Origin of the sequence: Nostoc sp. (assembly GCF_036918015.1) — a bacterium.
Taxonomy (GTDB): domain Bacteria; phylum Cyanobacteriota; class Cyanobacteriia; order Cyanobacteriales; family Nostocaceae; genus Nostoc.
On sequence record NZ_JBALEO010000036.1, the window covers coordinates 42,445 to 53,721 of the forward strand.

The window sequence follows — 11,277 nt, forward strand, 5'->3', positions numbered from 1 at the left end:
CAGGCATATGTACTTGGCCACTTTTGGACAGCTGATGAGCTAACGCCTAAATCACGAGCAAACTTACTGTGTGAGCGATTGTCCATAACAAGTTTTACAATTTCCCGAAATCGTTCTCTAGATTGCTCATTCATTTATCGCCATCCAACAAATCATCAAACAACGGCCTGGCTAGTCTTGTCCGTTGTTCTTTATCTAATTTTTTTGCTAATTGCAGCACATCCTCTGCCACCTTTGGCGAATAAGCTTGTAGACTTTTTCCTGGATTACCACTGCCAAAAGCATGAAAAAACGCAGTTAAAAGCGCCAGCAGAGGTACCCACTATGCTTAAAAGCGCTTGAAGCTAAAACTTGCTGCATCTACGATTCACGGGCATAAAACATGGAGCAATCAGGGGCTTACAAAACCGAACGCCTCATCCCTGAATCACAAATCAGGGATGCAATTAAAGAAATCTTGGCAGAGATGCTAGGAGTAAATGCTACTGCTCAAAATCAAAGGCAATGGTATGACACCGACCCTGCCTACTCTCGCCTGGATTTAGATTCAGCTGAGCAGCTGCGGGAAATGACACGCAATGAAACGCTGCGAATTGGGATAGAAGTACGTGATGTGCGATCGCCCAATTCCCAGCTTCCTCGCTATCAGTTTCACATTGAAAAATGTGAAGCTCGATTGTTGCAACGACCTGAAAAACGTCAAGGCAAAAAAACCGCCTAGTTTTCACAGAACCGTGCGTTTAAAAAATACTAAGTTTAATTAAGTCTAAATTATGACACAAAATCTGATAACTTTAAAGGGCTGGAATCCATACAAAATAACAATTACCGACCATTTAACTGCTGAAGAAAATATTGTCTCAAAAGTTATATCAAGCTTTAAAGTTGATGGCATTATTCCCGACATTATTATTACTGAAAGTGGGGAATTAATCGAAGGCATTGAAGCTTTAGAAGCGGCAAAACGACTTGATCAGCAGATGGTAATGGTGATAGTACGCCAGCCATTACAAGTATCAGAATCACTCTTAGTTTCAATAAGTGCTGAGTTGCTTTACGTTCATCCCCTCAATGTTTCCATCTATGGGGATAACGAAGATTTATCCGCATTGAAAGCGGCAATATCTGAAACAGGATGGATTAAGCCCTTGGTTGCCACTCCTGACGGTCAAGGGAGATACAGAATAGTTTCAGGGAATAGCTGCTTCAAAGTCGGTTGTGAGCTAGGTAGGAAGGAATTCTCTGTTGAATTAAAGATTTTTAATTCAGAACAAGAAGAACTCAAAACTCTATTAGCAGGTAACGTCGGCAGAGAAAAGACAATTGAGCAGAAGGTCAGAGAAGGGCTTCTGTGGGAGAGAATTGAGCGCGAGGAAGCTAAATCACGCCAGGGGAGATCGGGACAAGGCGAAGGAACAACCCGTGATATCATCGCCAAACGTGTGGGGCTTGGCAGTGGGGTCAACTACGAACACGCTGTCGCAGCTGTCAAAGAGATGGATGAGTCAAAAGATGCGCCCGTTGGCAGCGTCCAACATCATCGGCATCAGCAATTCAAGCAACTTTTATCAAGGCCGCGCGGTGTTGACGCAGCGTACAAGCTGGTCAAAGAATCCGCTCCTCCCTCTGCTAGTGGGACAAATCACAAGCGCTGGATACCTAAAGAGTTCGAGCGGGTGAAAATCACTGCCGGGCCCTACAAAGGAAAAGAAGCCACAGTGCGGGTGATTACCGGGCCATTTTCTAGTATTTGCCACATTGATGGCACCCCAGAAGAAAAACGGCATCAAATAGCCTTTGATCAAATGGAAGCTATCGTTGAAGTTTCAATTCTGCCCACGTCTGTCACTCAGGAACTGAAACAGCAGCAGCAGAGTTTGGGGTTGGGAACACGATCGCAAATACTCCCAGACAAAGTGCGAAACGAGGGGCATCCTCCAGAACAACAACTACCCTCTTGCATCACCAACATCAATGCCACCGGTGAAGTGCAGGTGACTGAGATGGCGATCGCCCTTTTGTCGCTCACTCCCAAACAATTATTTGAAGTGATGAGCAAAGCACAGGCAGACTTTTCCGCTTCTCAATTAGAAGCTATTTGGAAGGCGCTAGAAAAGTCTTTGGCACACAAGGCAGCGTGATGAGTATCATTACCATTGAATTGTCGGTTGATAAATATATGAGGGTTATTGGCAGTAGCCCAGTTCCAATTGCGGCAATTGATCTAAAACCTGGTTTTTATTACAAATTGGTTAATCGAGCCACAGGAACCTATATGCATCGCTATTTGAGAGCGGTTGTTAGCGAGTATACATATTGGGAGTAACGATGCAACAACTAAGTTTATTTGAGACAACTAACACACTGCCAATTGAGTACTATCCTGGCTTTTTAAACAACACTGAGGCTAATACCTTATTCGCTCAATGCAAGGCTTTAGCGTGGCAACAGAACAAGAGCAGAATGCTAGGCAAACCCTTACAAGTCCCACGACTTGAGTGTATGTATGGCGAACCAGGGGCGAGTTATCTGTACTCCAATAGTGTCACTTTAGAGGCGCATCCCTGGACAAACGAACTCTTATACGTGTGCGATCGCATTACAGTAAAAACTGGATTTGCATTCGATATCGTCATTGGCAACAGATATCGCACAGGTCTTGATTCCATCGGCTGGCATTCTGACGACGAGCCATCAATGGGGTATCGTCCGGCGATCGCTTCTGTCTCTCTCGAAGCCTGCCGCAAGTTTTCCATTAAGCCCAAGATCAAAGGCTCCAAATCCACTCATTTTTGGCTAGAGCATGGTTCTTTATTGCTCATGTTGCCTAGATGCCAAGAAGGATATACTCATCAGCTTCCCAAGGATGATAAATGCTCTCTTGAACGAATTAACCTGACCTTCCGACCCAATGAATGGAAATCTGCATTAGGACAGGTTTTAGCCTATGCAGGGTTTCATCCAAATAAAACCGCGAGAATACACCTGTTTGGCACAATACTTGAATCCTCCATCATAGTTCAAACGTGCGCTTCTTTGGGCGTAAAAGTGACATTTGAGGAGGATTGGCATGGTTAATGCAGCAAGACAACCCAGACCAAAATTTCAACAAATCACTGAAAAACTAAGAAAAGAGCTTTTTGCAGCAAACCTCACATCATCGGAGTGGAGATTCTGGATTTACCTCGCTGTCCTTGATCCATTTGGCGACGTAGGAGCAAACTATGACCCCGCCAAAATAATGCTTGAATGCGGATTAAGCAAATCAACTTATTTTGCAGCTAAAGCTAAATTCCAAAAACTGGGATGGTTTGATTTCAAAGACGGCAAAACAATATTTATCAACCTCAATGGATGTGCAAGACAGTCCGAAAATTTGGAGTCGGAGTCCGAAAATTTGGAGTCGGAGTCCGAAAATTTGGAGTCGGAGTCCGAAAATTTGGAGTCGGAGTCCGAAAATTTGGAGTCGGATATTTATATAGATCACGCACGCGCTCAGACTCCAGACTTAAAAAAACCTCTCTCAGACAAGAAGGAGCGTGAGAAATTTTTTTATCGGAGTAAAGATGTTGAAACTGAATACCCCACTTCGCTGTTACGAGAAACAAAAAATAACGCACAACCAAAAAACTCTCATGAAGACAATTCTTCCGCCGCCGCACCGAGCAAAAATTTTCTAGCAATCAAATATGATGCAAATTTAGGTATTAAACCTCCTGTGACCCAACCAGATACGCATTGGGCCTTAATATTCGACGGTGATAACACGCCTTGGCTGGAGTCGCCCGCAGGAAGACAGATTAAATGGAATCAAGCTTTCTTGAGGTGGCAGGGAGAGCGCTGGATGCAGAAGTATTCAAAGGCGGATATCTATGAAGCGATCGCCGACTTCCGCGCCAGCTTGCTCAACAATCCAGAACGCATTGTCAATCGCTGGCAAGAGTATCAAGACCACATGACCCATCATGCTGTGGTTGCTCAAGTCCGAATTGAGAACGGAATTGAGTTGACGCAGACAGAAACCAAAAAGCTGCAAACCCATCATCGGGCTATAGAGATAGGATTTAACAACCCTACAAGAGATGTCTTACCCGGACAGCAAACGATTAATGTTACTACACTTCCATCTATTGATATCCCTATGAATGCTAAGGAAATGGCAGAGAATCCGCAGGCTTATGCACCAATTGCGATCGCCCCAGAAGAAAAAGATTTCTGGAGGAGTTTAACAAGCTCCACACATAAGCCCGACCCTGACACTCAACAACCCGAAGTTGAGGTTAGTCGTCCGACTTCAGTTGAGATGACGGTTAAAATTCAACACCTGTCTCAAAAACTGACTATTGGCTTCAACGGTAAAAAGGAGGTTGAGATACCCATTGATGAACCATTTGAAACTACTTTCGCCCTGATGCGAGAACTGGTTAAAAAAGGTAATCCCTGGCATCGCAAACAAGCTCTGGACTGGGCTTTTGATAACTGCAAACAAGTTCGGACTATTTACGACGATAAATTTAATCTTGCTGTCGATATTGAGTTGATTGAGGTTGAATTTTAAATGAAAGCCATCACAGTCAAAGCCCCGATCTCCTGGGCGATATTCAACGCTGGGTTTACCACCCTCTACCGCAACGAGCATATAGAAGAACCCAATACACAGCTTGTGATTCATGCGGGCAAATTTTGCACAAGCCCAGATGTTGAAAATTTTTCCAAGAAGTCGGGTCTTATCATCCCTTCCCCTAGTCGCTTCTCTTCGGGTGGTACAAGCTTTGGCATCTATGCCATTCGTGATCACACTAAAAAGCCTTATCAAACAAATAAGATGGGCTGTCACGATGGCAAATCCTACTGCAAGTAAAAAGTGGGTAGATTTGGAATTCCTTAGCAAATGTGAGCCATTGGTTGTCTCTGGCTTACCAAAACACAAATTCCAGCCAGGCAGTAAGGTTAGTATTTTAAACGGCAAGAATCATGGGCGAATAGCTACAGTGATTGCGTTACGAGCCTATGGAAATATTTTTACTGACGGGCCGCTTCTGGGCATATATCACCAAAACTGCCTAGAGAAAGTCCACGGTGATGCCGAGGAGTGTACACAGCAATTCAAAGTAGGCGATCGCATCTATCACGAAGAAGCGCCTACATTGCGATCGCTCACAAACAAAGACAATCATCAAGCAGGCAATGGAGCCTACAAAATCCGTGAGTACAACGAGCAGCGCGGTCTTGGGGTCTCCCCAAGTGCAGCGACTGCGGGCGAAAGTTACCTTGAGCGCCCAATTAATGCCACTGAAGCTGAACAATTAATGGGGTGGGAAGTTGGCTCAACGGCGATCGGAATTAATCATGAAGGGGATGAAATTACTATTAGCCAAACTCAAAGAATCAAGATGCTTGGCAATGGAATTATCCCAGCAGAAATAACCAATATTTTGTCTGCAATTAAGCCAATTATCTCGCATAAATTAGAAAGCGAAATCCCTTCAGAACATGATTTTGCGTATCGCCAATTGCGGCAAAGGAAAATGAGTCATGCGGAGGCGATCGCTTTTTTAACTGCTAAGTAGCAGACAAAATTAACAGACCTTCTTCATCAAAACTAATCTCGACATTGTTTTTCAGCGCGCTCGCCCTCTATCTTTCAATTTTTTCAAGGGATGGAGTGATGATAAGCCTGCAATTACAGCATTCCAATGGTGCTGAAACAATAAAAAATCTTGCATTGCTAAATTTGCACCAGATACTCCTGTAGCAATAATCAAACGTGAGTTCGACGGGTTGAAAAAGGGGCAAAAAAAAGCTGAGACTGTAATTACATGAAAAAAAGGGTGTCTCAGCGATGGAATCCATTGTATCTCGGCTGGATGTGACGCAGATTTTTTGTGATGTCGATGACTTTTGCTCCTCATGGGAACGTTGGTGGCAGGAAATGCCGCAGCTACCATCCATGATTGGAGAACGCCGCAGCAAATCAAGAATGCATTTATCGCACCTAGTATTTGAAATCATCACAACCACCTCTGTCTGCCAGGACAGGGGTAAATTTTATAACCACTAAATTTCTGACAATACTGGCTATTCTTCCTGAAAATGCTAGGGAATGGTATGTATCGCACCTAGTTGGTGCAAAACCCACAACCAATTTGTGATCGCTGATTGCTCAAGCACCGCCAGAAGAACAAGCAGAAGTCTTGCACTTAATTGCAGATTCATTTGCCAGAAATCAGAAAGCCGAAAGTAATCTAGACACAGTAGAGTTAGCTGTAGGATAACTACTTTCAGCACATCTCCTCCCCAGGTTTCACTTGGGAGGTTTAACAGTCAACGGTGGCGGTGGTGGTAAAGTACCCGTAGGCAATGACTGCAACGCCTGCAAAGCTGGAGCTACTTTTTGCTCAGAAATACGGTGGTCATAATTCTGCTGTATCTTTAGACTGTGAGCCATCAGTTCCGCAAACGCAGCTAGCACCGAGTCTGATGTTCCAGAAAGTTTTAGATATGTCACAATCGAATTTCTTACCATGTGAGGAGTGAAAGCTTGTCCTGTCAAACGATATATTCGTTTCCGAAAATAGTTGTATAAGGAGCCATCTGTTAAGGGTTTTCCATTCAATTGCGTAAATACATAGGGGTGATTTGGATTGAAAACCTCTCGCCATTTTGATAACCATTCCTCCAATAAGGGATATAAAGTTGCTGGGAGTTCTACAATTCGTTTCTGTCCATTTTTACAATAAGTATTTCCTGTTTTAAAATCCTCTGCTGTATGTTCAACAAACCATTTCTCGTCGCGATTTATTAAAGTTCTTCCTAACTCTAACTGTTGTATAGTTCTGGATCTATCTGGAAAGGCACTCAAAAGCATACAAATTAAAGCGACTTGATGACTTTGAGCGATCGCCCGTAAAGAGCGTTGCTTACCGTATTTATCTCTTGGAGCGCATTCTTCTAGTAAACGCTGTACACAAGCTTTAAATGTTAACCAATCAACCCATTTTTTAGATTCATCAGCGCAACGTGGCGTCACATTGACTCTTGCCATGATTTCGCACTCTAATTGCCGCAACTCTTCAATTATTGGTATATCCTTATATCCAACACGTTTATTAGCTACTTGTTCACGAGATTGAGATTTAGATTCCTTGTGATACAAGTATTTAGCAACAGCAACTAATGATTCCACCACTTTTAATTCGGTATTAGGGGAAGCTCCACGAGTTTCCCTGAGCCATCGTAAATGTTCATCAACAAAATCTATAATCTTATCGATAGCTTCTTCATCTCGCTGTCCATTTTCAGATAAACAGCTAGTAGGGACAAGGATTTTTAAACTTAATTGGTTTAGAGGTATATCCTGATAACGGAATAACCATCCTAATAAACGTTTACTGTTGTTAACATGAGCGATAGCGCTCCGCTTTCTTAAAGGAGCATCTTGACGTTTTCGATTGCCAACAATTGCTATCTGAAAACTTAAAAAATTCTCGAATTCTTGTTTTAATACATCTGAGATTTCGTGTTCTTTTAATCCATAAGCATAGTTAGGGCAACTAGATGTAAGCTTTTTATCTGTAACCCGGAAATGATCGCCGACTCGACCTCTTTTTTGACGGATGGGAGGGCAATATTTTGCAGCATCTGTTTTGGCAGCTATTTTCCACCAAGATTGGCTATTACACCAAGAGAGCATCTTTTTTAGCTGCATCCGGTAATTTCGGGCACTTGCACTTCCTGCTACACCTAAAGAAACAAAAACTTCACTCTGGTATGCCATTACATTAGGCATCTCCGATATCGACACCTGTTTCATGAAATCTAATCCAGCGTTTACCTCCTCTTGAGTCAGTTTCTTCCCTTTTGCTAAGGGCAATCCCAATTTAGGCAGCATAAAACGAACTATAGCGGTACGGATTCCTGCTGTCCTGTCTTGCTTGCTGGGGATCTGGGTTAATTTAAGATATTCACAATAAAGTTGATAAACATCAAACACATTTACTGGGATTGAGTTCATTTGAATCACTCCAACTACAATTTTTAATTTCAAGTAATTACTTCAAATAAATAGCGGTGATTTGATGCAGAGGGGAGAAAGCTTTGCTATTAAATAAATGAGTAATTATTAATTTGCTCAACTGTATTTATCTCGACCACATCAAAACATTTTATCAAATGCCTCCCCTTATTTATGACATTTTAGCATAAGTTGCATGGCACTCAATTTACCCTTTTTACTATCAAATTGTTGAAAATCAAAACATCTAAAACTCTCATAATTAAGGCTAAATCAACATTTATCTTTTTCTCAGTGTCATAAATATTTGTCACAAGTATTTATGACGCTTTAATCCTCAATCAATTTGGTCAAATTGAGGATTTTTGTTCACTTAAAAAACAAACCGGGGACTCATGTCCCCGGCTTGGGTTGATATTTAATTCTGGCTTTTTTTGTTTTAATTTATTCTCTAACAAGTATATGTATAGAACCAGTCGAAATGCAAGGCTGACTTCAAAAAAATCGTAAACTTTTATTAGATATGCCTATATTTTTTGGCGAGTGCAAGCAACAACAGCAAGTTTGCGATCGCACATCACTTCTCATGGCTTAGGCATCTAACTACTTAAGTTAAACAATTTGGCTTTAAACCGTTGTAGTCTGTGAGTCGGGGGTATTAAAGAAAGTTGGCTGCTTTATTCCACTTCGTTGGGGGAGCTATTTTTATCTGTGCAAAAATCCACAAAATATTGGAGAGGCTTTTTGTAAATCATCGCAAAGTCGGTCAGTTCTACCACATCTACTCGTCGTTCTCCTGATTCGCACCGCGAAACATACGACTGAGGCTGATTTAGCTTCTGGGCAACTTCTACTTGAGTCAAATTAGCTTCTAGTCGCGCCTCCCGCAGTCGTCGGAGAAATGCCTTGTACCTTACCGAGTAAATGGAATTTCCCATGCTCGGAGGCTACAGTGTCCGATATAATATGCAAAAACAACATATTTTTGTTACGTTAGTCGGCGTCAATCATTGCTGTCGCACCTGGTGCATTCCTTAAAAGATGGTAGCCCCCAGTACATTTACCTCAATATCTATCTAGATATTGAGGTAAATGTACCGTGGGATTGAACGCTGACATCGCAACTCGTATTGTCAATATTTACTGTCGTTAGGTGCAGCCTATGTTTAACGATTTATATTTGTCAGAAAGTGAAGAATCTGAGTGTCAAAATATACTTGAATTATTACGCAATAATTCCCAGAATAACGATACTGATTATTTACTTTGGCGCTTAAAATATGAAATATTTGCTGATGGGGTGAAAAAATCTTGGAAATTTAGTTCTTTTGATAGAATTTGTGCTTTATTGCATGAGAGTAAGGTACTTCCTGCCCCAAGTACCTGCCATGAACGAGCATGGGCTTATGAAGAGAAAAGAATTATTACTGAAGAAATGCAAATTGATATTTCTCAGGTCAAGAACTTATCGGTACACACATTGCTGGAGTTAAGAAAAACGAAGGATGTAGAAACAAAACGCCAGATATTGTCAATGGCATTAGATAATCGTCGTAATAATTATTTGACTGCGGAAGACATCCAAAATGCCCGGAAATTGGTTACTCAAGAGTTGGAAGAAATCAAAGATTTTCAGCCAAAATCAGTGAATCAAACTACCCCAACTGAAAGTAGGCAAACTCGTTACCTTTATATTGATAACATGCCTCTTAATGACGAGTGGGGGATTTCCCCAGACTTGTTACAAACACCAAGTGGTAGGGAAGCTATAAAATTCACTGTATTCAATGGCAGAACAACACCTGATGGTATTGCTGCACCACAAGAAAGTGCGATTCATAACCAAGGGATTCCATTCAATCTAAATAGTCAAATTTACGTATGGGAAGGACTACGGTTTCGCTCGAAAGCTGAAATTGCAATTGCATATACATTGGATCGATTTTCTGCGTTCTATATGCCGAACTGTTTAGGCCGTTTGAATGACTCACAAAAACCAAAGGGGCGAGGTAACAAAGAGGCAGATTTTTTAGTTTGCTATCAAGGTAAGTGGGGAATTCTGGAAGTTGATGGCCCGCATCACACCGCGGAGCGACGGGTGGAGGAACAGGAGCGCGAACGCCTGTTCCGGCTTCATGGTATACGAGTTGTAGAACGATACGATTCTGAAAAGTGCAAAACCCAACCTTTTGAAGTCGTTAAACAATTTTTACAATTATTGCGTTTGTGACTTTTAAACTTTGCTGTGCCTTATGCTTATTTTCTCACTACACATTTTCCCGATCTGGTAAATTTCAGCCAGCACGATGTGGACGGGCGTTTCAAACACCGATTTTATCCAATTCCATTGTGTTTCTCTAGCAAATTACCTTGACTTCTACGCAGGAAGCGATCGCTTCCCGCGTAAACGGCGTTGAGGTTATACCTACTGCAATTTCTCATAATCTAATTCACTGGTTTTACCTAACTAAAAAGTGCGCTGCACTCCATTCCCTTTAAAGCGCGATCGCGGAATCGAGGAATTAACAAAAGGGGTAGGTCAAGGGGTGGCATGAGTCATCCTTTTTTACTTATGAGAATTTGGCTTACCAGAGCAGCACTTCTAATAACCTAGATTCTCATAACTAATTCATGTTGCTAGCTGGATGCCTAAGCCAGGAAGTCACCCCCCTGACTTAGGCATCCACCTACCCTACTGGGTCGTCTCTGCCAATGCCAAGCGATCGCAACTCGGCGCGGGGGAGTAAGAGGTAAAGCCCTTAACCGTGATTTGCTCCTCAGCTTGGTCGCTGGGAACAGTCCACGCTTTGGAGCGATTGGATGTCTGGATTGTTACCACGCTCTCATCGCTTGCGGAGACTATCGCCTAACGTCGGATCAATCCTTTGACGCGCCCATTACACGTTTTAGCCCTTATGTGGAATGCGGAATTGAAAACAGAGAAAGTTATGTAAAAAAGTTGGGTAAAAGCACAGTCAGGTTAATGCTTCATATCAGCAGTGGCAGATAACTTCGGACTCTGCCATAACAGCTAGAGTCCATCCATTGCATTTAAATTTAAATTGTTGGCACTTTTCCATATACTTAAAAGTAGCTACTCCCAACGTCAGCAATGACTATCAAACCCCAAAAAATTTTGATTTTGGCAGCAAATCCCAAGCAGACAGCACGTTTGCGTCTTGATGAAGAATTGCGTGATCTTGAGGAAGGTTTGCAAAGGGCGCAAAATCGGGAGAACTTTGAGCTGCGGTCTAAGTGGGCAG

At 42.3% G+C, this 11,277-nt stretch carries 12 protein-coding genes; 8 read left to right on the forward strand and 4 right to left on the reverse strand.

The features are described 5' to 3' along the window. Positions 1-382: 382 nt before the first annotated feature. The 7 genes from V7K61_RS08940 (at position 383) to V7K61_RS08970 (ending at position 6,061) form a co-directional block, all read left to right on the forward strand. Positions 383-721 carry a hypothetical protein gene (locus V7K61_RS08940; RefSeq protein ID WP_322705891.1) on the forward strand — a complete coding sequence of 113 codons (339 nt, stop codon included), beginning with the start codon at positions 383-385 and terminating at the stop codon, positions 719-721. 52 nt (positions 722-773) lie between these two features. Next, complete coding sequence (locus V7K61_RS08945) at positions 774-2,141, forward strand: hypothetical protein (protein WP_335052845.1); 1,368 nt, start codon at positions 774-776, stop codon at positions 2,139-2,141. Between the two features lie 187 nt (positions 2,142-2,328). Continuing rightward, entirely contained in the window at positions 2,329-3,078 is a 750-nt protein-coding gene (locus V7K61_RS08950; protein WP_335052847.1) for an alpha-ketoglutarate-dependent dioxygenase AlkB family protein, read from the forward strand. Beyond that, a complete protein-coding gene (locus V7K61_RS08955) occupies positions 3,071-4,558 on the forward strand; it encodes a hypothetical protein (protein ID WP_335052850.1) in 1,488 nt (495 codons plus the stop codon). Before V7K61_RS08950 ends, V7K61_RS08955 begins: the two co-directional genes overlap by 8 nt. After that, positions 4,559-4,861, forward strand: a complete 303-nt coding sequence (locus V7K61_RS08960; RefSeq protein ID WP_335052852.1) for a hypothetical protein — start codon at positions 4,559-4,561, stop codon at positions 4,859-4,861. Then, the gene (locus tag V7K61_RS08965; protein WP_335052854.1) at positions 4,839-5,570 is read left to right on the forward strand and encodes a hypothetical protein; all 732 of its coding nucleotides are present in this window, start codon (positions 4,839-4,841) and stop codon (positions 5,568-5,570) included. Before V7K61_RS08960 ends, V7K61_RS08965 begins: the two co-directional genes overlap by 23 nt. A gap of 272 nt (positions 5,571-5,842) precedes the next feature. Then, positions 5,843-6,061 carry a hypothetical protein gene (locus tag V7K61_RS08970; RefSeq protein ID WP_335052856.1) on the forward strand — a complete coding sequence of 73 codons (219 nt, stop codon included), beginning with the start codon at positions 5,843-5,845 and terminating at the stop codon, positions 6,059-6,061. 35 nt (positions 6,062-6,096) lie between these two features. Here the strand turns inward: V7K61_RS08970 and V7K61_RS08975 are convergent, their stop codons facing one another. From V7K61_RS08975 to V7K61_RS08985, 3 genes are all read right to left on the reverse strand, one after another. Continuing rightward, on the reverse strand, positions 6,097-6,288 hold the full coding sequence (locus V7K61_RS08975; RefSeq protein ID WP_335052858.1) for a hypothetical protein: 192 nt from the start codon (positions 6,286-6,288) through the stop codon (positions 6,097-6,099). A 16-nt stretch (positions 6,289-6,304) separates the two neighbouring features. After that, positions 6,305-8,014 (reverse strand): site-specific integrase, encoded by a 1,710-nt coding sequence (locus V7K61_RS08980; RefSeq protein WP_335052860.1) that lies wholly within the window; start codon positions 8,012-8,014, stop codon positions 6,305-6,307. Positions 8,015-8,691: 677 nt separating this feature from the next. After that, positions 8,692-8,952: a helix-turn-helix domain-containing protein gene (locus V7K61_RS08985; protein WP_335052862.1), complete on the reverse strand. Its 261-nt coding sequence runs from the start codon at positions 8,950-8,952 to the stop codon at positions 8,692-8,694. 224 nt (positions 8,953-9,176) lie between these two features. Between V7K61_RS08985 and V7K61_RS08990 the strand changes: the two genes are divergently transcribed. After that, positions 9,177-10,244, forward strand: coding sequence for a hypothetical protein (locus V7K61_RS08990; RefSeq protein WP_335052864.1), 1,068 nt, complete (start codon positions 9,177-9,179; stop codon positions 10,242-10,244). Between the two features lie 462 nt (positions 10,245-10,706). Here V7K61_RS08990 and V7K61_RS08995 read toward each other — a convergent pair whose 3' ends face one another. Next, positions 10,707-10,853 carry a hypothetical protein gene (locus V7K61_RS08995; RefSeq protein WP_335052866.1) on the reverse strand — a complete coding sequence of 49 codons (147 nt, stop codon included), beginning with the start codon at positions 10,851-10,853 and terminating at the stop codon, positions 10,707-10,709. Between the last annotated feature and the right edge of the window lie 424 nt (positions 10,854-11,277).

Coding starts and splice junctions, on each gene's coding strand:
- V7K61_RS08945 (WP_335052845.1), top strand. CDS start 774: ATGACACAAAATCTGATAACTTTAAAGGGCTGGAATCCATACAAAATA.
- V7K61_RS08960 (WP_335052852.1), top strand. CDS start 4,559: ATGAAAGCCATCACAGTCAAAGCCCCGATCTCCTGGGCGATATTCAAC.
- V7K61_RS08970 (WP_335052856.1), top strand. CDS start 5,843: ATGGAATCCATTGTATCTCGGCTGGATGTGACGCAGATTTTTTGTGAT.
- V7K61_RS08955 (WP_335052850.1), top strand. CDS start 3,071: ATGGTTAATGCAGCAAGACAACCCAGACCAAAATTTCAACAAATCACT.
- V7K61_RS08990 (WP_335052864.1), top strand. CDS start 9,177: ATGTTTAACGATTTATATTTGTCAGAAAGTGAAGAATCTGAGTGTCAA.
- V7K61_RS08985 (WP_335052862.1), bottom strand. CDS start 8,952: ATGGGAAATTCCATTTACTCGGTAAGGTACAAGGCATTTCTCCGACGA.
- V7K61_RS08980 (WP_335052860.1), bottom strand. CDS start 8,014: ATGAACTCAATCCCAGTAAATGTGTTTGATGTTTATCAACTTTATTGT.
- V7K61_RS08940 (WP_322705891.1), top strand. CDS start 383: ATGGAGCAATCAGGGGCTTACAAAACCGAACGCCTCATCCCTGAATCA.
- V7K61_RS08950 (WP_335052847.1), top strand. CDS start 2,329: ATGCAACAACTAAGTTTATTTGAGACAACTAACACACTGCCAATTGAG.
- V7K61_RS08965 (WP_335052854.1), top strand. CDS start 4,839: ATGGCAAATCCTACTGCAAGTAAAAAGTGGGTAGATTTGGAATTCCTT.